Annotated in this window: 16 protein-coding genes; 10 read left to right on the top strand and 6 right to left on the bottom strand. The window is 38.6% G+C overall.

Annotated features, from left to right (window positions below):
• Positions 1–12: 12 nt before the first annotated feature.
• The 6 genes from BM015_RS07695 (at position 13) to BM015_RS07670 (ending at position 7,704) form a co-directional block, all read left to right on the top strand.
• On the top strand, positions 13–1,557 hold the full coding sequence (locus BM015_RS07695) for an O-antigen ligase family protein (protein ID WP_090656974.1): 1,545 nt from the start codon (positions 13–15) through the stop codon (positions 1,555–1,557).
• 51 nt (positions 1,558–1,608) lie between these two features.
• On the top strand, positions 1,609–2,409 hold the full coding sequence (locus tag BM015_RS07690; RefSeq protein WP_090656972.1) for a TolC family protein: 801 nt from the start codon (positions 1,609–1,611) through the stop codon (positions 2,407–2,409).
• Between the two features lie 7 nt (positions 2,410–2,416).
• Positions 2,417–4,030 (top strand): hypothetical protein, encoded by a 1,614-nt coding sequence (locus BM015_RS07685; protein WP_090656970.1) that lies wholly within the window; start codon positions 2,417–2,419, stop codon positions 4,028–4,030.
• Entirely contained in the window at positions 4,023–5,231 is a 1,209-nt protein-coding gene (locus tag BM015_RS07680; RefSeq protein WP_090656968.1) for an acyltransferase family protein, read from the top strand. Before BM015_RS07685 ends, BM015_RS07680 begins: the two co-directional genes overlap by 8 nt.
• Complete coding sequence (locus tag BM015_RS07675; protein ID WP_090656965.1) at positions 5,224–6,369, top strand: acyltransferase family protein; 1,146 nt, start codon at positions 5,224–5,226, stop codon at positions 6,367–6,369. The genes BM015_RS07680 and BM015_RS07675 overlap by 8 nt, the downstream gene beginning before the upstream one ends.
• Before the next feature lie 135 nt (positions 6,370–6,504).
• Positions 6,505–7,704, top strand: a complete 1,200-nt coding sequence (locus tag BM015_RS07670) for a right-handed parallel beta-helix repeat-containing protein (RefSeq protein ID WP_177191849.1) — start codon at positions 6,505–6,507, stop codon at positions 7,702–7,704.
• Positions 7,705–7,778: 74 nt separating this feature from the next.
• Here BM015_RS07670 and tkt read toward each other — a convergent pair whose 3' ends face one another.
• A complete protein-coding gene (tkt, locus tag BM015_RS07665) occupies positions 7,779–9,773 on the bottom strand; it encodes a transketolase (RefSeq protein ID WP_090656961.1) in 1,995 nt (664 codons plus the stop codon).
• A 124-nt stretch (positions 9,774–9,897) separates the two neighbouring features.
• Here tkt and BM015_RS07660 point away from each other — a divergent pair, with 124 nt between their 5' ends.
• Positions 9,898–10,395, top strand: a complete 498-nt coding sequence (locus tag BM015_RS07660; protein ID WP_090656959.1) for a VOC family protein — start codon at positions 9,898–9,900, stop codon at positions 10,393–10,395.
• Positions 10,385–11,107, top strand: a complete 723-nt coding sequence (locus tag BM015_RS07655) for a tRNA1(Val) (adenine(37)-N6)-methyltransferase (RefSeq protein ID WP_090656957.1) — start codon at positions 10,385–10,387, stop codon at positions 11,105–11,107. The genes BM015_RS07660 and BM015_RS07655 overlap by 11 nt, the downstream gene beginning before the upstream one ends.
• Positions 11,108–11,270: 163 nt before the next feature.
• On the opposite strand, the gene BM015_RS07650 is transcribed toward BM015_RS07655, so the two are convergent.
• The 5 genes from BM015_RS07650 to BM015_RS07630 all read right to left on the bottom strand — a co-directional run bounded on the left by BM015_RS07650 (position 11,271) and on the right by BM015_RS07630 (position 18,904).
• Positions 11,271–11,939, bottom strand: coding sequence for a bifunctional 4-hydroxy-2-oxoglutarate aldolase/2-dehydro-3-deoxy-phosphogluconate aldolase (locus BM015_RS07650; protein ID WP_090656955.1), 669 nt, complete (start codon positions 11,937–11,939; stop codon positions 11,271–11,273).
• Entirely contained in the window at positions 11,932–12,951 is a 1,020-nt protein-coding gene (locus tag BM015_RS07645; protein ID WP_090656953.1) for a sugar kinase, read from the bottom strand. The genes BM015_RS07650 and BM015_RS07645 overlap by 8 nt, the downstream gene beginning before the upstream one ends.
• Positions 12,952–13,090: 139 nt before the next feature.
• Positions 13,091–16,582, bottom strand: a complete 3,492-nt coding sequence (locus BM015_RS07640; RefSeq protein ID WP_177191848.1) for a VCBS repeat-containing protein — start codon at positions 16,580–16,582, stop codon at positions 13,091–13,093.
• A 175-nt stretch (positions 16,583–16,757) separates the two neighbouring features.
• Positions 16,758–18,164 carry a D-alanyl-D-alanine carboxypeptidase/D-alanyl-D-alanine endopeptidase gene (gene dacB, locus BM015_RS07635; protein WP_090656948.1) on the bottom strand — a complete coding sequence of 469 codons (1,407 nt, stop codon included), beginning with the start codon at positions 18,162–18,164 and terminating at the stop codon, positions 16,758–16,760.
• A gap of 5 nt (positions 18,165–18,169) precedes the next feature.
• The gene (locus BM015_RS07630) at positions 18,170–18,904 is read right to left on the bottom strand and encodes an outer membrane beta-barrel protein (protein WP_143075787.1); all 735 of its coding nucleotides are present in this window, start codon (positions 18,902–18,904) and stop codon (positions 18,170–18,172) included.
• Positions 18,905–19,041: 137 nt separating this feature from the next.
• Here BM015_RS07630 and BM015_RS07625 point away from each other — a divergent pair, with 137 nt between their 5' ends.
• Together BM015_RS07625 and BM015_RS07620 are read left to right on the top strand one after the other, a co-directional pair.
• Positions 19,042–20,301: a CinA family nicotinamide mononucleotide deamidase-related protein gene (locus BM015_RS07625; RefSeq protein WP_090656944.1), complete on the top strand. Its 1,260-nt coding sequence runs from the start codon at positions 19,042–19,044 to the stop codon at positions 20,299–20,301.
• A 469-nt stretch (positions 20,302–20,770) separates the two neighbouring features.
• A complete protein-coding gene (locus BM015_RS07620; RefSeq protein WP_090656942.1) occupies positions 20,771–22,138 on the top strand; it encodes a dihydrolipoamide acetyltransferase family protein in 1,368 nt (455 codons plus the stop codon).
• The last annotated feature ends 47 nt before the right edge of the window (positions 22,139–22,185 follow it).

The raw sequence follows: 22,185 nt of genomic DNA, 5'->3' as shown, positions 1-22,185 counted from the left end.
TATTCTTTTAGCATGGCGTTTTCTGATATAGAACGGTTTAAGGATTCAATATCGCTTAAAGTTGGCCGGTTTTTGCATAAGATTTTTATTGAGCAAAAACTGAACAACGTTATTGGCTATATCCTGGTTGCTTTTTTTGCTATAGCGCTGGGATATCTTTTCGCCGCTCAAACAACTTTAGGCATTGGCATCGCCGGGTTAATATGTGGTGTGGCCGTTGTGCTTGCCTGCATGTTAGATACATTAACGGGCCTGTTCATCAACCTTATTTATTCTTTTTTTGCCTTTGCTTTTTCACGTTTCTTTTTTAATGATGAATTTCCCACGGGCGTTGCATCGGATATACTGATGCTTGCCACGTTATTCAGTTTTTTTATAAAGAGAGTGCATCTTAAAAAAACATTGGATGAATTTGTGCACACGCCCGTTGTTATTGCTATCCTTGCATTGTTTTTTTACCTGATGATTGAATTGTTCAATCCTTATGCCCGTTCATTCGACGGGTGGTTCCAAACTATAAGAAAATCGCTGGGCACATTAGTTTTTCTTTTTATTGCCTATAAAGCCTTTGACAATTATGAAAGTGTGCGGAAATTTTTAACGGGCTTATTTATTGTTTGCACCATTACGGGCTTATATGGCTGCATTCAGCAATGGCATGGATTATTTGATTATGAAAGGGCATGGGCAATGGCAGATGATAACCGCTTTGGATTGATTTTTATTGCCGGCGATTTCCGCAAATTCTCCACTATGTCTGATCCAACAGCTTACGGCATAATGATGGCATCCTGCGGAATTTTCTATTTAATAATAGCTGTGAATGAAAAAAGATTGCCTGTTAAATTAACTATCCTGGCAGGTGTTATGCTCATGTTTTTAGGAATGGCATATTCAGGTACAAGAACTGCCAATGCAATGGCAGCGGCAGGATTGGTGATGTTTATGCTGCTAACAATTAATAAAAAAAGTACGCAGATATTTACCGCATTTGCTGCGCTGGGGTTTGTTGTTTTAATGTATGGCCCTTTTTATGGCAATGCTACCGTGAACCGGTTCAGAACTACTTTCAACGGCGCAAACGATGATTCTTATAAGGTGAGGGAAACAAACAGGGCATTTATTCAGCCTTATATTTATTCTCATCCAATTGGAGGCGGATTATGTACAACCGGCGCCGGTGGCTTGCGGTTTAATCCATCACATTACCTTGCAGGGTTTCCTCCGGATAGCGGTTATCTTAAAAAAGCTTTGGAAACAGGATGGGTTGGCCTGATCTTCATTTGCATTTTGTATTTTGTTGTTTTAAAGAATTGTATTCGCGGTTATTTTGATACGGATGATGCGGATGCCAAAGTATTATATGCGGCTTCCTGCGCATTTTTGTTTTCATTTTATATTGCCGATTTTGCACAGGATGCCATTGGACAAATTACCGACACGGTGGTATATTATCCAATAATTGCTTTAACTCTTAAGCTGAAAGGTTTTAAAAAGGATAAAGAATATTCAGTTAACACAGAAGAAAAAGAAAATCCAGAACTTAAATATACCTAAAGCCTGTGCCGCACACGCCGCATTGGTGAAAAACTAAAAATCAAATTTAAAATGACAAAGACTAAAACAGCCCCTGCATTTATAATGCTTGTTATTTGCCTCGGCAGCCTCATGGGCGCTTATGCACAAGGCCCTTCAGATAATCAGGTTTCATCCGGCACAGCGCAGGAAGCCATTATTGATACCGTGCCGCAGGACAATATTTCGCATTCTGCTTCAATGCAAAAACTCTTAGGCAGGGGAGTAGCCGATGATACTGCAATTGAAAACAAACTTGTGCGGCTTGCGCTGGCACAACCGCAGTATAAGCAAACCGAAGCCCAGAATAAAATACTGGAATACCAGTTAAAAAAGCAAAGAAGCAACTGGCTTAACTTATTGAGTTTATCCACCTCTTATAATGATCAATCTTTTGCAAAAAAGGCTAATACCAGCACTACAGCTTATGTTTATCCAAAATATTTTTTCGGTGTAACTATTCCAATAGGTATGATTGTGGGCAATGGTACTGATATAAAAATAACAAGGCAATCGCAAACAATTGCCAAAGGACAGCAACAGGAATTGGCTAAATCAATAAAAGCCGAAGTGTTGAAAGACTATAAACAATATAAGGCCAATGAAAAATTGCTGATTATTCAAAACCAGGTTATTGATGATGAGCAGATAAGTTTTATGCAAACGGAACAAAAGTTTAAAGAAGGAACTACGACATTAGAACTTTATAATGAGGCTTCAAAAAAATATAATGATGAAATTGTAAAAGGTATTGACCTGCAGCTTCAGCAGGACCTTTTAAAAGTGGAACTTGAAAGATTGATTGGAATGAGCCTGGAAGATGCCTTAAAATAAATTAATAGTGCAACAGAATAAATCCATTACCAGGCAAAAAATAATAGTTTTAATTACAGCTTTAATTGCATTAATTCTTCCGCTTGTCTTAATTGAAATGCAGGTTTTCCGGTTAACGGATGGTAAGCTTATTTACCCTCTTGATGATACCTATATTCACATGGTAATAGCCAAAAACCTGGCACTGCATAATAATTGGGGCATTTCTCCGGAAGCATTTCAATCTGCATCTTCCTCCATTTTATACACGGTGCTATTAAGCGCTTTATTTAAGTTGTTTTCTGTAAACACTTTAATTCCTTTTATTGTAAACCTTGTTGCAGCAGTTATTTTAATTTTCATTATTCAGCGCAGGTTGCAAAAAGAAGATGTAGGGTTTATATGGCAATTACTGGTTCTATTGCTTGTAATATTTTTTACACCGCTGCCCATACTTATTATAAGCGGCATGGAGCATACCATACAATGCCTCTTTTCCTTTCTCTTTATTTTTAATTTTTCCGAATGGACAAAAACGAGAGAAAGGTCTATCCCCAAAAGCCTGTTTATATATGGAATGATTATTTGTTCCATACGGTATGAGGGTTTGTTCATAATTGCCATTGCCTGTTGTGCACTGCTCTATTACAGGAAGATTATTCCGGCATTTTTACTGGGATTTGTTTCCATATTGCCGTTAGTAATTTTTGGTTTCATTTCACTGCTTAAAGACAGTTATTTCCTGCCGAATTCTGTTTTGCTGAAGGCAAGCCCTGTTGAGTTATCTCACAGTGGTTTTTCTGGTTATTTAAGTAATATATTAATTGAAAAATTAACGCTTGCAAAAACGGGTATTACTGCATTGGCTACACAAAGACTGTTATTGATTCTTCCATGCGCTTATTTACTTTTCTGGAAACAATTAAAAAATAAACCTGATTATTCTTTGATTATTTTATTCATTACTATATGCACTGTATTGCAACTGGCATTTGCAAAAACTGGTTGGTTTTACCGTTATGAAGCCTACCTCGTTATGTGTACAGTTGTCATAGTTTCTGTATTGGTGGTTAAATACATAAAACAAATACGTTGGCGAGAAAATAAAGTGCTTTTACCGGTATTCGCGTTCATCTTTTTCTTTCTTTTTTTTCCTTTGATACTAAGAAGCGCAGCAGCTTATTCCAAAGCCGCGCAGGCGTGTACCAATATTTATGAACAACAATATCAGATGGGGAATTTTATAAAGAAGTTTTATAATACCGATACGATTGCAGTAAATGATATTGGTGCCGTTTCCTTCTTTAACCAGTCAACCATAGTTGACCTTTGGGGACTGGCTAATATGGATGTAGCGAAAGCAAAAAAAGATGGCTATGATACGCCCGAATTTTTAAATGAAATTGTGCAAAAGAATAAAGTGGAATTTGCCATTGTATATGATAGCTGGTTTGATGATGCTTTGCTGCATAAATGGAAAAAAGTGGCTACATGGCAAATTGAGAACAATGTTATTTGCGGCGATGCAACTGTTTCTTTTTATGCCATTAAGCCGGAAAGTGATGAAACTTTAATAAAGAACCTAACAACATATCAATCTTTATTGCCAACAGATATAACGGTTAAGTATTATAATGAATAGTAATTCAGGATATATTAAAAGTTTGGATGGCTTGCGCGCTATTGCTATTATTTTGGTTATGAGCTTTCATGCTGAAATAACACACTTTGGCTGGCTTGGCGTACAGTTGTTTTTTGTACTCTCCGGATTTTTAATAACAGGTATTTTATGGAAGGAAAAACAAAACGCTGAATCATCACTCTCCTTTAAATTTAAGAAATTCTGGGTAAGACGTTCACTGCGTATTTTCCCTTTATACTTTGGGTACCTGCTGTTTATAACGCTTGCATACCTGCTTTTTCATTTTCCTTCTTATTATTCTGAATATGCATCTTATTTATTTACCTATACATTCAATTACACACGATCGTTGCCTGGTTGGGAGGGCAACCCGCTTTTTACACATTTATGGTCGCTTTCGGTTGAGGAGCAGTTTTATTTGTTTTTTCCATTGATCATTTTTTTATGCCCGCAGCGGTTTACAAAAACTTTAATGATCGCGATAATTTTTATTTCACCTATTACAAGGTTTTTGCTGGGCGAATATTATACGGCAAAAGGTTTGTCGGAGCCTGTTGTTGCCGATATTGTTTACTGGAACACATTAAGCCACCTGGACGCTTTTTTTATGGGTGGATTGATCCCGGTTTTGTCATTGGATAAAAAGATAAAAAAACCGCAACGGATTTTTACTGTCGCGCTTGTTATTGCAATTATTGCAGGCATTGTCAACTTCGCTAATACAGACTCCGGTAAATATTTTTTTAATGATCTGGGATATAATAGTGGCCAAACACATTTATACCAGCATGTTTGGCATTACACGGTGCTGAATTTTCTATTTGCTTCGTTTATTCTCGCATTAATTAGCTATAACAGCAATAAAGCATTTGCCTCTGTAAGAAAGCTGCTTGAAACCAACTGGATGGTTAATGTTGGTAAAGTATCTTATGGTATGTATCTTTTTCACTGGGCCATTCTCGAATATGTATGTAACCGTATTTTTATAACAGATAATCTTGCTTTGAAAGTAGTTGTTTTTATTCCGTATGTTATAATTGTTTATCTGTTTGCAAACTTAAGTTTCAGGGTTTACGAATCCAGGTTTCTTAAACTTAAAGATTCTCTTTTTACAAAGAAGAAAACTGGAAAAGCAAATATTCAGGTTGTACAGCAGCCCGCTTCAGAATTTACTTTTTTTAAACCAGCTTCCCATGAATAGTAACCTGGTACAAAAACAAAGCTGGGTATCAAAAGCCTTCAACCTTCCTGCCCTGCAAAAAAGCAGGCTGCATTGGGTTGACTATCTTAAAGGCATTGCAATTGTTTTGGTTGTTTACAGGCATTCTTTGCTTGGTATTGAAGGCAGCGGTGAATATATACCGCCCTATCTTGAACAGGCGAACCTGGTTTTTTACAGTTTTCGTATGCCTTTGTTTTTTATGCTTTCCGGAATTTTTGCGAGCTTGAGTTTAAGAAAAAGAACCGTAAAGCAATACATTGAAAATAAATTTGAAACATTATTGTATCCTTATTTTATATGGGTGATAATACAAATAACCCTGCAGATTATTTCATCAGGATTCACCAATTCTAACAGAGGGCTTATCGATTATACTTATATATTTTATCAGCCACGAAACTTAGACCAGTTCTGGTATTTGCCTGCTTTGTTTAATGCAGCTGTTGTATATATTCTCATAAAAAAATATGTTACACAAAGGTGGTGGTTATTGTTGCTTATTGCTTTGGGATTTTATTTTTTGTCTCCTTATATGCAAAGCGTAAGTATGATTTCAGACTGGATGGAATTTTATATATTCTTTGCCGTGGGCGATACAATATCACAGTTATTCTTTCATGAAAGGGTTCAAATTTTTTTTAAAAATCCGTTTACATTATTAGTTGCCATTCCCTTTTTTATCCTTGCCCAAACATTTTATTTAAACCACGACATGTATTATCTCACCACTGTAACCATGCGGGCCGAATTTTTGGTAATTGCATTTACAGGTTGTTTTACGATGCTTGCGTTTTCATTCATGTTGCAAAGATTGAATGTGATGTCATGGTTGAGGATATTGGGCTATCATTCACTTTATATATACGTGATGCATGTTATGATAGCCGCTTTTACAAGAACGCTCATGGTACATGTTTTCGACATTCATAACGTATATATCATACTTATCTCCTGCATTACTGCAGGCTGTGTAGTGTCGATAATTATTTACAATCTTTTTATTTATAACAATTTTGCGTGGTTCTTATTTACTTATAAAAAGAACATAAAACGAGTTAGAAACCCCTTACAAAAAAATAATGTTACTTCCCCTCAAACTGTAATCACTACAGGGTAAAATAAATAACAAACATTTGTTTATGTAAAAAAATGTTAATTTAACATTTGACTATATTCGGGAATGTTTTTTGATGGCTCAGCGCGTGTAAATTTTTTTCTACAAATTCAAAAAAGCCTTAAAATTCATTTAAGAATGAGAAAATTGTTATTTCTGCTGTTAGCAGTAAGTACGTGGTATGCATGTACAAAAACCGGGGAAACCCCTATTTCATCTTCAGACGCAGTTCAATCTTCTGAACAATCTGATGCAACGGCAAAGCCTAAACGCATCCTGCTAAAACAGGGTGGAGATCAGGGGCTATATATTAATGGTAAAAATTTCTCCTATTCGCCGGGAGATACCTTCGTTTTAACGGGAAAATGGAGTTATTGTACGCTTGAAAATATTTATGGCGAAGCGGGTAAGCATGTGGTTATTGTGAACCAAGGCTCACAGGTTCAGTTATCTTCAGGTTTTTCTTTTACTAACTGCCGGTATATAAAAGTTTTAGGTAACGGAACAAAGGATAAATATGGATTTCGTATCTCCTCAACTGTAAATAGTGGTGTTGGTGTTACCATCCAGGGCCGCTCTTCAAATATTATAATTGCAAGGGTAGATATTTACAATAAAACTTATGGGTACTGGGTAAAACAGGAGGCATCATGCGCTGACAGTCTGCAATATCCCAGCTGGGTTATTAAAGGCATAAATATTTACAATGGCCGTATTCAATCCTGCAACCAGGAAGGTATGTACTTAGGAAGTACGGATCCTAACGGGAAAAGAGCAATTACGTGCAATGGAAGGACTATTTATCCAAAACCTTTACGCCTGGGTAATATTAAAGTGCATAACATGATAATCAAGGATACTTACAGGAGTGGCATACAATTATCCTGTGCATCGCAAGGCACTAATGAAATTTATAATAATACCATTACTAATTGCGGCTTTGAGTATAATACGAACGGTCAGGGTTCCGGTATAAGCCTGGGGGGGTACACTACAGCCAACGTATATGATAATACAATCAGTAATACTTTTACAATGGGTATATCTTCTCTGGGGGCTGGCCCGCTTACTATCAGAAACAATAAAATATCCAATACAGGGGTCTTATCAGGCCATAGAGCGAATGGAATGGCGAGCATAATGATCGACACACGTTATACAGACCCTACAACAAATACAACATTTACGGTATATGATAATGCAATTGGCACCAATACGGATGTTGGTGTGCGTGTTTACAGGACGTATCCAACTTATACAACTAATAATGCAATATATAGTAATGGGGCGGCTAAAATAGCAGTGGACCCCAATATTAAATGGAAAGCCAGTAAATAATTTGATTCTGGCAGAAAATAAAACAGGTTGTTATTTCCCGTAACAACCTGTTTTATTATGTAATATAGCTTCCGTTATTTTAAAAGCCCTTTTGCTTTATTTACAACGTTCTCAACCGTAAAGCCGTACTCTTTCATTACTACATCACCAGGTGCAGATTCACCGAATTTTGAAATGCCTATCACATCGCCTTCATCGGTAGTATATTTATGCCAGCCCATAGGAGACCCCGCTTCAATTGAAATACGTTTTCTTAAGGTTTTTGGAAATACAGATTCCTTATAAGCTGCATCTTGCTTTTCAAACAATTCCCACGATGGCATGCTTACCACTTTTGCTGCAATGCCTTCTTCTTTTAACGCCGCCTGCGCTTTCACAGCCAATGAAACTTCGCTTCCGGTTGCTATTAATATAAGCTGTGCATTTTCTGCATCAGATAAAATATAAGCGCCTCTTTCCAGGTTAGAAGCCTTTGAATATTTGCTTTGATCCAAAGAAGGCAACTTTTGCCTTGAAAGCACAATTGCAACAGGGCCACCGGTGTGTTCTAATGCAACACGCCATGCCTGTGCTGTTTCGTTTGCATCGCCGGGACGTATCACCGTTACATTTGGAATGGAACGTAAAGAAGCCAGCTGCTCAACCGGTTGATGGGTAGTGCCATCTTCTCCTAAGCCAATGCTATCGTGCGTGTAAACATAAATGGGTTTTAATTGCATAATAGCTGCAAGTCGAATGGGCGGGCGCATGTATTCACTGAAAATTAAAAACGTTGCACCATAAGGCGTAAAGCCTTTGGTAACCGCAATGCCGTTTAAGATGGCTCCCATTGCGTGTTCGCGAATGCCAAAGTGAAAGTTTTTGCCACCATAATTACCTGCTTCAAAAGAGCTGGCATTTTTAATTAGCGTATTGGTTGAAGGAGCAAGGTCGGCAGCGCCGCCAATCATTAAAGGGAAGAAGTCGGCTATGGCATTTATTGTTTTACCTGATGCCTGGCGGGTTGCCATGGCATCATCAGGGCCAAATACAGGCAGCTTTTCTTTCCAGCCTTCCGGTAATTTGCCACTGCTGAAGAGTTCGTATTCCGCAGCCAGTTCCGGATATTTTGTTTTGTAGGCCACAAATAATTCATTCCACTTCTTTTCAGTCTCTGCACCTTTTGAACCGGCTTTGCGGTAGAATTCAAGCACTTCGTCGGCTACAACAAAAGATTGCCCTGGGTCGAAGCCCAGGTTCTTTTTTGTCAACGCCAATTCTTCCTTACCTAACGGCGCGCCATGGGATTCTGCTGTATCCACAGCATTAGGGGCACCATAAGCAATATGTGTCCTCACTAAAATAAGGGAAGGTTTATCTGTTACCTTTTTTGCACTCTCAATAGCAGCAGCTATGCCATTTATATCATTGCCATCTGCAACAGATTGCGTATGCCAGCCATAAGCTTCAAAACGTTTCGCCACATCTTCATCAAAAGCAAGCGAAGTATCGCCCTCTATGGAAATATGGTTATTATCGTAGAGATAAATAATATTGCCAAGTTTTAAATGACCTGCAATAGAGGCAGCTTCTGCGCTTACGCCTTCCATTAAATCACCGTCGCTGCAAATAGCATAAATATTATAATCGAAAAGATCAAACCCTTCTTTGTTATAGCGGGCGGCAAGATATTTCTGCGCTATCGCCATACCAACGCCATTGGCAAAACCCTGTCCCAAGGGGCCAGTGGTAATTTCAATACCAGGCAGTAAACCGTATTCGGGATGGCCTGCAGTTTTGCTATGCAGTTGCCTGAAATTTTTTAAATCATCAAGCGTAACATCGTAGCCGGTTAAGTATAGATAAGCATATTGTAACATACAGGCATGGCCTGCAGATAAAATAAACCTGTCGCGGTTAGCCCATTCAGGGTTTTTGGCGTTATAATTCATAGCTTTTGTCCAAAGCACATAACCCATGGGTGCAGTAGCCATTGGTGTTCCAGGATGGCCGGAATTTGCTTTTTGCACCGCATCTGCGGCAAGCAGCCGTACGGTGTCAATTGATAATTTGGTAAGATCAGCGTTCATTCTTTTATTTTTAGGAGGGGCAAGATAAAAATTAATTAAAGAAAAAATAATTGTTTAGGTGACAATTATTTTTCCGAAACACATATTCTGGTAACGTTTCCCTAATTTTCACTAAAATTTGGTGATGGATTATATTGTTCCTCCTCAAACAAGAATCGGGCATGTTCATTTAAAAGTAGCCGATTTAGACCGCGCATTATCTTTTTATAAAGATTTGCTGGGTTTTGAAATTATGGAAAGGTATGGCACGCAGGCTGTATTTCTTTCCGCCGGCGGCTATCATCATCATATTGGATTGAATACATGGCACAGCAAAAATGCACAACCGGCGCCGGTGCACTCGGCAGGCCTGTTTCACACAGCAATTTTGTACTCAACAAGAAAAGATTTGGCAGTTATACTTAAACGGCTGCTGGATGCCAAATATCCTTTCACCGGTTTTGCTGATCATGGCGTTTCTGAAGCTCTATACCTGAACGACCCCGACGAAAACGGCGTTGAATTGTATTGGGATAAGCCGCGGGAATTGTGGCCTTTTGATGAAAAAGGTGAATTGCACATGTACACGAAAGAGCTTGACCTGGATTCATTGCTGGGAGAATTGACTGCCAATGCCCAATAATTATTTTAAGTTTAAGCAGTTTACGGTTTACCAGGACAAATGCGCCATGAAAGTTTGCACCGATGCCTGTTTATTCGGCGCCTGGGCAGCCGCTCACAGCTCACAGCTCAAGGCTCGCAGCTTGTTGGATATTGGCGCCGGTACCGGACTGCTTTCTTTAATGCTTGCGCAAAAATTACCGGGTATAATGATTGATGCTGTTGAAATGGATGAAGCTGCCTCGCAGCAGGCGAAAGAAAATTTTGAGGCATCACCGTGGAGAGAGCGATTGAAGGTTTATAATACTTCCGTACAGCAATTTGCTTCGGCAGCTCAACATAAATACGATATAATTATTTCCAACCCGCCTTTTTATGAAAATAATTTAAAGAGTAATGATGCCAAAAGAAACCTGGCGTTGCATAGTGCTGAGCTAAAGCTGGAAGAATTGATAAAAATATCCGGAGATTTATTGAAAGATGATGGAAAATTATTTATCTTAATACCCTATAATCGTACCGAACAACTGAGTGCATTGATCCGTGACCATCTTTCGATTAAAGAAATTGTTTTTGTAAAGCAAACCCCAAAACACCAATTTTTCAGAAGTATGTTTTTGTTGGGGAAAGAGAAAAGTTCTGCTGTTACTTCAGAGATGATTGTAATGGGTGGGGATGGGAGGTATGATGGTGAATTCATAAAATTACTTCAAGATTATTATTTGTTGTTGTGATGATTAAGGATTGAATTGATTTTAATCCCTACAATTTCTTTATCAAAATTTTTCTGCAATTATCCGGGGCGGTAACATACGTTGGCAATCTGTTCCTGATAAGGGAACGTCTATTTATATAAGCCTGCCTGTTGAACATAACCTTTCCAATTGAAACAAATCATTAAATTTCCGTCTTAATCGTTTTCACCATTTCAAGCGCTTCTTTGGCCAGTGTTTCTATCGTTGTATAATCTTTATTAGAGATTAATTCTTTACTGATAAGCTTGCTACCCATGCCAACGGCAACCACACCCGATTTAAACCATCCTGCCAGGTTATTTTTATCAAGCGATACACCACCGGTCGGCATAAATTTCATAGCAGGGAAAACTTCTTTAATCGCTGATATATAGGTAGGCCCAAGCACATTGCCCGGGAATATTTTTACCATAGTTACTCCTTTCAATTCAGCATAGGCAATTTCAGTTGGCGTCATGCAGCCGGGTATCCATAAGTAATTCTTTTCATTGCAAACTGCAAGTATTTCATCATTCCATGCCGGGCTGATTAAAAAGTCGGCGCCTGCATTTATAAAAGCATTGGCTGCGTCAGCCGTTTTTATAGTGCCGATGCCAAGGCACATGTCTTTATAATTAATGGCACATTCTTCTTTCAGTTGCTTAAAATTGGCCAATGCTGTTTCACCGCGATTGGTATATTCTATAATGCGGATGCCTGCAGCATACAGCGCTTTTACTATATCAATGCTTATGGCTGCATCTTCATTAAAAAATAACGGCAAAACGCCTTGTTGTTCTATAAGGTCTTTTATTTCTGTGTGACTAAACATATACGTTTTTTAATGATGATTCAATTTGTTGAACGGTTTGCGATGTTGTATCGCCGGCCTCGTGCAATTTTCCAAATGCGGCGGCTGCCGCAAAATTGATGATGTGTTGTTGTGCATAATGTTGCGTGGTCGCATATATTAACCCCGCCATAAAACAATCACCGCTGCCGGCTTTATCCATCACTTTTTCACTGGTAAATTCCGTGGAAATATATTGATTGTTATTTGTATCAAGCACTGCATAATATTTTATACCATCATTATGATCAAACCTGAATGTATTGGCAACAGTGTTGCATGAAGGATATTGCTGCATGATTTTTTTTGCCGTTATGCCAGCATGTTCAATATATGCCTGCCTGCTTTTTTTATCATGAATATGTTCATCTATATCTATGCCAAGCAAAGTATTGGCACTCCAGATATTGCCCATTACAACATTGCAATAAGGTAATAGCTGCTGCATGATCTCTGGCGGTTTTATACCGTATTGCCAAAGTTTTGCACGATAGTTTAAATCAACCGATACCGTAATGTTTTTTGCTGATGCGGCCTTCACCGCTTCGAGGCAAACCATAGCAGCGCTTTCACTTACTGCGGGAGATATAGCACTGAAGTGAAACCACGTATAATCTTCTAACAATTCATTCCAGTTTATTACACCTGGTTGTAATGATGCAAACGAAGATTGTGAGCGGTCATAAATAACACCTGTGCTTTTTAAATCGGCGCCTTCAGGTAAAAAGTAAATGCCGATGCGGCTACCGCTTAATTGCACCGGTTTTGTATCAATATTTTTATTGCCTAAATATTGCAATATTTCTTTTGAAAGATAATGCCCGGGTATAGCTGTGCAATAGCTTACAGGCATATTCCATTTTGCCAAAGCCGTTGCTACGTTTAATTCTGCGCCGCCAATATAAACCGGCATATTATTTTGTTGCAGCCATTTGCCATTTAATACAGGCGACATGCGCAACAATATTTCCCCGAAACAAAAAATCTTTTGCATAATTACGATATTGTCAAATGTATGCTGCTGCCGCCAAATGTGGTGCGATATTATAAAATGATGTATGCAGAAACAGAAATATTTACGAAAACGTTATCGCAAATACAAGGTATGGTAAGAAGATGCGGCGTATAAATTATTACTCTTTTATTACTTCACGTTTATTGCCGGCATAGCTGCTTATAACAGCTTTAACTACGTCACCTGTTAACTCTAATTTTCTTGATGATTGCGATAAATAAGAATTGCCGTAATAAAATTCAATATGTTTTTTACTACCATTTTTATAGAATATATCCGCAGAAAAATCTTCCGGCTGAAGATTGATCCATTTACTGTTGTTGTTTTTTATTGATTTTGCATAAACCATTAAACTATCCTGGTTTTGTGTAGCGATGTATAAATCTTCGCCTTTTGCATTGTGTATTTTTGCCAACGCCTTTGCATCACCGGGCACATAAAAACCGGATTGTGCCAATGTAAACGGATTAAAATTTCCTTTGCTATCGCCTTTTAAATAAAGCCCGTTAAAAGCGTCCATTCTGCCGGTGTATGGATCCATTCCATAATCGTTGCCTACCAGTAAAAGATCAAGGTTTCCATCGTTATCAATATCTTCCGCTATCATCCCAAATACAGGCGCAGACTGCGTTTGAAGCGGTAAGGGCTTTATTTTAAAATGACCATTGCCTTCATTTTCAATATACGAAGTATGCATATCATTTGCCTGCAGTATAATTGCCCCTTCTTTGTCTGCGGCGCTCCACATATCATTCATCGTGGCAGCGCCATAAGCTTTATATGTTGGATATATTTTTTTAATTGAAGCAAGCTGGGCCATCATGTCGCCTCTTGTTGCAATGGGAAAAGGTTTCATGGTGCTGTCTTCTGCCATCATATAACAAAACACCATTGCATCCATTGAGCCGTTGTTATCAAGGTCTTTTGCAATAATGGTGAGCGGTTGGGCTGGGGAGCAAGTATAATTTGTGTTCAGACCGTAATTGCCAGCTATATAATCCAAATCGCCATCGTTGTCAAAGTCGCCAGCAACAATACTGTTCCACCAACCTATGTTGTTTTCAATGCCTGTATTTTTTAATTCTTCAAAACCTTTACCTGTGTTTACAAAAAAAGTAACTGGCATCCATTCACCTGTAACAATTAAATCAACTTTACCATCATTATTAAAATCTGTAAACAAGGCATCTGTTATCATGCCTATATTTTTTAACTGCGGACAAAGTTTGGCTGTTGCGTCTGTAAATTTTCCATGGTCATTTTCGAATAAAAAACTTTTAGGCGTTGCAGGATATTGGCCAGATACCACCCTGCCTCCGACAAATAAATCCAGGTCGCCATCACCATCAAAATCTGCAGCACGCACACAACTGCCATTGGTTGAATCTGCAGGCAATGTACCTGTTGTTTTTGTAAACATTCCTTTGCCATTATTAAGGAACAAGCGGTCATTGCTGATGGGATGATCAGGAGGAATTTCATAACTGCCACTTACCACGTAGAGATCAAGGTCTTTATCACCATCTGCATCAAAAAACAATACACCCATATCTTCATATAGAGGATCGTCTTTTGGAATAAGCCTTGATGAATCCAATGTAAACCTGCCATCAGCGTTTTGCATAAAAAATACGCCTGCGTTGCCCGATGTTCCACCAACATAAAAATCTTCATAACCATTATTGTCTATGTCGCCAACGGCAATGCCCGGTCCATACTGGCTTAATTTATGCGGCATTGTTGGCTGAATGCCATAATCTGTAAAATCCCTTTCTTTTGGTTTGAATTTTATGCCAACGTTTGAAGCAACATTCTTAAATAAAGTTTGCAGAATGGGTGCGTTTGATTTTTCATTTACCGCGTTTTTATAATTTACCGTAACAAGTTTGTCTGCATCAATATTGGTTATTAACTGTTGTTTTCCATCGGGCCATTGAACAATAAGTGAATCGATTTTTGTAACAGCGCCTAATCCAAAATGTGCCCTCGGGTCATTGGTGGATAGATAACCGCGGGTTGGATAATGTTCGTAATACTGCTGCTTTCCATTATAATAAATGCGTAATGTGGCACCAATACCGTCTATATTTTTTTCACTGCCTTTTATGGCTACACTCAGGTAATGATCTGCGCTGTTTTGTTTGCTTTTATCAAAGAAAGTATTTTCATAAATGAAAGCATTATCATCAATATTGTTGATAACAAAATCGAGATCGCCATCATTATCCAAATCAACATAGACAGCACCATTTGAGAAAGATTTATGGGTAAGGCCCCATTCGGTTGATTTGTTTTCAAACGTAATACCTGCTGTATTTTTGAATGCATAGTTTGCAATTTTTACAACCGGCAATGGTTTTGTCATTGCTACTGTATAGTTGCTGCTTTTCATACCTGCGCGGTCATCATAGGTAACATAATCAAGGTCTGTAACATCCCTTGGCAAACCATTTGAAATGATGATGTCGCGCAAACCATCATTATCAAAATCTGCAACCAACGGGCACCAGCTCCAGTCTGTTTGATATACACCAGCCATAAAACCTATATCGGAAAATACAGGATGATGGCCCGGGATATTACCACTGTTTAATTGCAATACATTGCGCACATATTGATGTGTGTAATCAAATTTATCACTGTTGAGATAGTTATAATATTCGTTACCGCTAAGCATGCGTTTCTTACGCATGTTTGTTTCAGGCAGCATTTCAAGCGATATAAAATCAGTGAAGCCATCATTATTTATATCAACAGCATCAGTGCCCATTGCATTCCATGCAGTATGCTTGAAATATTCCGGTAAGCTATCGGTGAAGGTGCCGTCGTGATTATTGATATAGCACAGATCGTTGGAAACAAAATCATTGGCTACATAAATATCAGGCCAGCCATCAAGGTTTATATCTGTAATACATGCAGCGTGGCCCCAGCCTTCTATTGTTATGCCCGCCTGTTTTGAAACGTTGGTAAATGTTCCATCACCGTTGTTACGGTATAAACGATCTGTATTTAAAGCACTGCCATCTTTTACTTTAGGTCTGAAACGGATGGGCGTTTTGGGATCATAAAGCTCATTGGTAACCTGGTATATATCAAGATCGCCATCCTTGTCATAATCAAAAAAATAAGCCTGCGTGCTGAAGCCTGTATCAGCAAGGCCGTATTGCTTTGCAGATTCTTTAAACGTTGGAATATTATCGCTGTTCAATCCCTGGTTGATATATAAAAGATTGGTGCGCATTGGCTTATTGTTCTTAAGGAAGGAACAGGATACATATATATCAGGCCAGCCATCATTGTTTATGTCAACAACTGCTATACCTGTACACCAGTGATGATTTCCGGTAACACCTGCAACATCCGTTATATCGTCAAATTTTAAATTCCCTTTATTGAGGTAAAGTTTGTTTGAAACCATGCTGCCGGCGAAGTAAATATCCATCAGCCCGTCTTTATTAAAATCACCTATGCCAACACCGCCGCCATTGTAAATATTAGCCTGGTTAAGAATATTAAAACTATCGCTTTCAGTTACATTGTTATTGAACGTTACGCCTGTTTGATCGGCAGGCAATAGTTTAAAAAGTGTATTATTCTGCGATTGCACTGTTAACACAGGAAGTATAAAACACATAACCAACAGCAGTCTCAAAAAGTTTTTGCACATAGCATCAATCAATTTCAGTGCGAAAATTAATGTATATCTGTTTTACAGCGAATGATAAAAAAGAATGAGACGGATATTAGAATTATTGAGACGGATTACAGGCTATGAGTTTTACTTATTTCAACGCATCCAGCACTTTAAAAATTTTAGACGTAACGCTGCCTTTACTCACATCATAATTATTTACAATTATGGCTACCACATATTTCTTTCCATTTGCAGCAGTATGATAACCTGCAAAAGCACGGCAGGCGCTTATGGTTCCGCTTTTCAATTTCATATTATTATAAACCGGCAAAGCATTATAAAAACTTTGAAACCAGCTTTGCTTTTTGGCATATAATAAAGCATTCACCAAAGCATGCGTGGTAACGCGGTTTTGCGGCGATAGCCCGCTGCCATCTGATATATTGAGAGAAGATGAATCAATACCGTTCTGCTGCCAGAATTTTTTTAAATCAGCCACCCCAAAATCAGCACAACCATAATGGTGCTGTTGATAAGCAATTGTTTTTAATAAACATTCACCATAAAGATTAATGCTTTTTTGCAGGAACCAATAAACAATACTATCAAGTGCGGGAGAATGATAAGTTGCAATAATGTTTTCAGCTACCGGGATTGCTTTATATTGTTTGGCAAATGAAGCGCCTGTAATAATTGAATTTTTCACAGCTATTCCATTCTTTTGTAAAGCGGAATCGAGTTCTGCTTTAAATTGATCTGATGCATAAGGTAAAGAACCCGAAACCGTAAAATCTTTAACGCCTGCCGGAATAGTGCCTTCCGCAAAAGCATTATTGCCGTAAGGCGGCAGGTAAAGAATAGTGTTATCGCCTGAATTTGGTTTAGCGGTTGTAATAAAATTGTTGTATTCTTTTATATTAATTGGCGGCGAAGTTTTAATAATGGCTGATGTGTCGCCAATGTTTTTGCCCGGCTTTAATATAAGATCATATTGATTTTCGCGCCAGTTAATAGCCCAGCTTCCGCTGCCGTAATAATTGCCCATATCGTCCCATATATAGCCGCCGGGCAAAGGCTGGTAACTGAATGCGCCATCATCTAAAATAATATTTCCGTTAATAGTATTAATGCCTGCATCTTTTATTTTGGCAACAATAAAATTTAAAACAGATGCCGGTTTTGTATTGCCATAGCGCCAGCTTCCAAATGTTGGATCACCAAAACCTTTTATAATTAAATCGCCATTCAGGTTGCCGTTTTCAATATTACCTGTATAACCTATTTCAGTTTTGTAAGTAAAATCTTTGCCCAGTAAACTTAAAGCCGCAATTGATGTGAAAACCTTTTGCGTGCTTGCAGGCGCCAGGCCATATTCTTCATTTAGCGCATAAACTTTATTGCCATTTTCATCAGTAACATACAAACCCACAACAGCATGTTTAAGCTGTTCATTATTCAAAAAATTATTTACAGCCGCATTTATTTTCTGCGTAATATTTTGTGCGGTAGCAGTAATAGAAAAATAAGTGAAGAGAAGAATAAAAGCTATGCGCATTGGTTTTATTTAAAGCTATAGAATGCGCCAAATGTAAAACTAAATGCTTCTATTGTTGATGTGGTTAAACGTTTGTCTAAAGGCGAAGCATAAAATGAATAGGGCCTGAACTGAAAGAACATGCCGGTATTTTTATAAACAGGAAATGAGCCTTCAACAAAAGATTCTGCAGTAAATAAAAATTTTGATGCATTGGATGTATATAATTTTTTAGCAGTAATTACATCGGCAGGCTGCGGAATTCTATAAGCAGAATCAAAAGCTACTGCAGCACTGCTTTGCAATAAAAATTCCGGGCGAAGAGTTAAACCAAATGCCAGTTTAAATTTATGTACAGGGCTACTAACCGTATAAGAAAAGGAAAGTGGAATTTGGAAATAGTTATTGGTAAAACGTACGTTGTTTATAGCAAAGCTATCGGAACCATGCCCGAACGGAATGATCATAGCTATAAGATCATTCAAAGAATATTTATTAAGGCTGTAATGCCGCTGGCTGAAACCTGCGCCACTTTTTAATGTAAAACGCTGATTTTTTAACGGAACAGCAATCTGCAATCCATACAAACCAACATCTCCTAACCGGCTTACTTCCCTGCGTTTTGGCGGTACAAGTTCATCATTGCTTAGTTTTTCAAAAAACAAACCAGGCGCAACATAGGCTTCTATTCTTGGTGTATTGAACTGCGCCTGCGTGTACATATAAAGCAACGCAAAAGAGACAGTCAGGATTGATTTCATAAAAAAATATGATGAATGATTGATTTTCTGAAACACTACATGGCAGCAGGCTTATAATATGACAGTTTGATTTTGTTTTTCGTTGCAGAGAAACGAAAGTTGCATTATACATTTGTTGCGCCACAAATACAATTAATATGGATGGGATTAAAGTTTCTGTTATAACAATTGGTGATGAACTTTTAATAGGCCAGGTTATTGATACCAACAGTGCATGGATAGCGCAGGAATTAAATAAAATTGGCGTATGGGTACACCGGCGCCTGGCGGTAGGTGATGCGCGGAATGAAATATGGAAAGCGCTGGATGATGAAAGCGCTGTCTCCAACGTTATTTTAATAACCGGCGGGTTGGGGCCTACAGCAGATGATATAACCAAGCCTTTGCTTTGTGAATATTTTGGCGGCAAAATGATAATGGATGAAGCAACATTGAAGCATATTACTTATCTATTTACCGAAGTGTTTAAGCGCCCGCTGCCTTTGCTTGAAAGCAACCGCAGGCAGGCTTTGGTTCCTGATGTGGCAACCGTTTTGAAAAACGAAGTTGGCACGGCGCCAAATATGCTGTTTGAAAAAGACGGAAAAATATTTATCAGTATGCCCGGCGTTCCGCATGAAATGAAGGCTGCCATGAATAACCATGTTTTGCCATTGCTGCAGCAACGTTTTCAATTGCCCTATATCGGCCACAGAACTTTATTAACAGCCGGTATTGGTGAAAGTTTTTTGGCTGAAAGGATTAAAGGTTTTGAAAGCAGCCTTCCCTCAAATATAAAGCTGGCGTATTTGCCTAATTACGGCATGGTGCGTTTGCGGCTGACGGCGCAAGGCGGCCAGGCAGAAACAGAAAAAATATTAAATGAAAAGTTTGCCATATTAAAAGAAGAAGTAAAAGATGTGTTGGCAGTTGATGAAGATATTCCGTTTGAAGTTTTACTGGGAAGATTGTTACGGCGGCATAATAAAACGGTATCAACTGCTGAAAGCTGTACCGGCGGTTATATAGCGCATCTCATAACATCAATAGCAGGCTCTTCTGATTATTTTAAAGGGAGCGCGGTTAGCTATAGCAACAGCATAAAAGAAAATGTATTGCAGGTTAATAATGAAACGCTTGCTTCTGTTGGTGCGGTAAGTGAAGAAACCGTAAAGGAAATGGTAAGTGGTGTTTTGAAAGTAATGGAAACAGATTATGCTGTGGCAGTGTCTGGCATTATGGGACCGGGCGGCGGCTCGGATGATAAGCCTGTGGGAACGGTATGGATTGCAGTTGGCAATGCACAAAAAATTGTGACGAAACGCATGCATTTCAGGTTTGACAGAAAGCGGAATATAGAATTAACGGCTGTAAATGCATTGTATTTGTTGTGCAGGTTTGTAGAAACTAACAGTTAATTGGTTTATATTACCTTTGGCGCGAAGGGAGAGGATTTAAATTGTATTGATTGTTAGATATTGCTGCTTGCTATTGAAATAATCAATAATAAATTAAGCTGGTTGGCTTAAAAAATATTCAATATTCCCCGCCTGGCCGAATTAGTCGGGCAGGAACAAAACAATATGCAAATTTCAATTGTGAGGCCTCTGCAAATTGAACATTGAGCGTTGGATATTGAATATTTCGAAAATTAAAACTTGAGTCAACAACATTGATTATGCAATAATCATTTTGCCGGGTGTTTTGATTAGTAGAGAAGATGGTTTGAATAATGCTGAATAGTATTATTTTGCTGACGGGCTGCCGGACAGCAGCGGAAAGCCCGCAGCGACGAAGGAGCGAGGACTTGAAGCGGATGGCCGGAACAAAAGCTGAAATTTTTTCAACAGCCGAGAGCCCCAAAAACTAAAAATAAAAAAATCAATTATGGCTATTGTTGATCTGGTAATGCCGAAACTTGGCGAAAGCATAATGGAGGCAACTATTTTAAAATGGCATAAAAAGCCGGGCGATGCTGTGCAGCAGGACGAAACCGTGCTGGATATTGCAACTGATAAGGTTGACAGTGAAGTGCCCAGTACAACAGCAGGCCGTATTTCGGAAATATTATTTAAGGAGAATGATGTAGTGCCTATTGGCAGCGTGATAGCAAAAATTGAAACGGATGTTGATGCACCTGTTGAAACCAATGATGTATATGTTCCTGCACCCGTTGGTGATGTTAAAGAAGAAGTTGAGGAGTCAGAAATTGATGAACAGGGTGTTCCGTATATACCCGTGAATGTTGCACCGCAGGCTAATGGCAATGGCAAAATAAACCGTTTTTATTCTCCCCTGGTAATGAACATTGCCAGCAGCGAAGGTGTAAGCATGGCAGAACTGGAAAGCATACCGGGTACGGGAAATGAAGGCAGGGTTACTAAAAAAGATATTTTGCATTACGTGGCAAACAGGGGCAAGGCGCCTGTGGAAACTAATGCAGGCCGTGAAGCGGCAAATATGAATGTAAGGCAGGAAAACACTTCTGTTGCTATAAGGCCTGTGGAAGAAATATATGCAGAAGAATTACCGAAAGAATATGAAGGTAATGTTGAGATAATTGAGATGGACAGGATGCGCAAGCTGATTGCAAAGCACATGGTGCAAAGCAAGCAAACGAGCGCCCATGTTACTAGTTTTGCAGAGGCTGATGTTACTAACATGGTTTTGTGGCGGGAAAAAATTAAGAAGGATTTTGAAAAACAGCATGGAACAAAAATTACGTTCACGCCTATTTTTATTGATTGTTTGGTGCGGGTGATAAAACGTTTCCCGATGGTTAACAGCTCGGTTGACGGGGACAGGATTATTATAAAAAAAGATTTGAATATTGGCATGGCAACCGCTTTGCCGAATGGCAATTTAATTGTGCCGGTAATTAAAAATGCGGACGATTTAAATCTTGTGGGCTTAAGTAAGAAGGTAAATAATCTTGCCAATGCAGCCCGTAATGCAAGGCTAAAACCGGATGATACATTAGATGGTACTTTTACATTAACCAATGTGGGCACCTTTGGCAGTTTGATGGGCACACCTATTATTAATCAGCCGCAGGTGGCCATACTTGCAGTTGGCGCTATTAAGAAAAGGCCTGTGGTAATTGAAACGGAACAGGGCGATACAATTGGTATAAGGCATATAATGTATTTATCTTTAAGTTATGATCACAGGATTGTTGATGGCAGTTTGGGCGCATCTTTCTTAACGGCGGTGGCCAAAGAATTTGAGGGTTGGGATTTGAACAGGAGTTGGTGATTGAATTTTTAAGTTTTATATAAATCCCGCACAGCGGGATTTTTTTG

It is taken from the genome of Parafilimonas terrae (genome assembly GCF_900115755.1).
Taxonomy (GTDB): Bacteria; Bacteroidota; Bacteroidia; order Chitinophagales; family Chitinophagaceae; genus Parafilimonas; species Parafilimonas terrae.
The sequence above is the reverse complement of the archived record's forward strand: the minus strand, read 5'-3'. Positions and strand labels throughout refer to the sequence as shown.

Bases quoted from the DNA above. Each gene is read 5' to 3' on its own strand.
- BM015_RS07620 (WP_090656942.1), top strand. From the start codon at position 20,771: ATGGCTATTGTTGATCTGGTAATGCCGAAACTTGGCGAAAGCATAATG.
- BM015_RS07680 (WP_090656968.1), top strand. From the start codon at position 4,023: ATGAATAGTAATTCAGGATATATTAAAAGTTTGGATGGCTTGCGCGCT.
- BM015_RS07695 (WP_090656974.1), top strand. From the start codon at position 13: ATGGCGTTTTCTGATATAGAACGGTTTAAGGATTCAATATCGCTTAAA.
- BM015_RS07630 (WP_143075787.1), bottom strand. From the start codon at position 18,904: ATGAAATCAATCCTGACTGTCTCTTTTGCGTTGCTTTATATGTACACG.
- BM015_RS07625 (WP_090656944.1), top strand. From the start codon at position 19,042: ATGGATGGGATTAAAGTTTCTGTTATAACAATTGGTGATGAACTTTTA.
- BM015_RS07660 (WP_090656959.1), top strand. From the start codon at position 9,898: ATGGATTATATTGTTCCTCCTCAAACAAGAATCGGGCATGTTCATTTA.
- BM015_RS07670 (WP_177191849.1), top strand. From the start codon at position 6,505: ATGAGAAAATTGTTATTTCTGCTGTTAGCAGTAAGTACGTGGTATGCA.
- BM015_RS07675 (WP_090656965.1), top strand. From the start codon at position 5,224: ATGAATAGTAACCTGGTACAAAAACAAAGCTGGGTATCAAAAGCCTTC.
- BM015_RS07645 (WP_090656953.1), bottom strand. From the start codon at position 12,951: ATGCAAAAGATTTTTTGTTTCGGGGAAATATTGTTGCGCATGTCGCCT.
- dacB (WP_090656948.1), bottom strand. From the start codon at position 18,164: ATGCGCATAGCTTTTATTCTTCTCTTCACTTATTTTTCTATTACTGCT.
- tkt (WP_090656961.1), bottom strand. From the start codon at position 9,773: ATGAACGCTGATCTTACCAAATTATCAATTGACACCGTACGGCTGCTT.
- BM015_RS07690 (WP_090656972.1), top strand. From the start codon at position 1,609: ATGACAAAGACTAAAACAGCCCCTGCATTTATAATGCTTGTTATTTGC.
- BM015_RS07650 (WP_090656955.1), bottom strand. From the start codon at position 11,939: ATGTTTAGTCACACAGAAATAAAAGACCTTATAGAACAACAAGGCGTT.
- BM015_RS07655 (WP_090656957.1), top strand. From the start codon at position 10,385: ATGCCCAATAATTATTTTAAGTTTAAGCAGTTTACGGTTTACCAGGAC.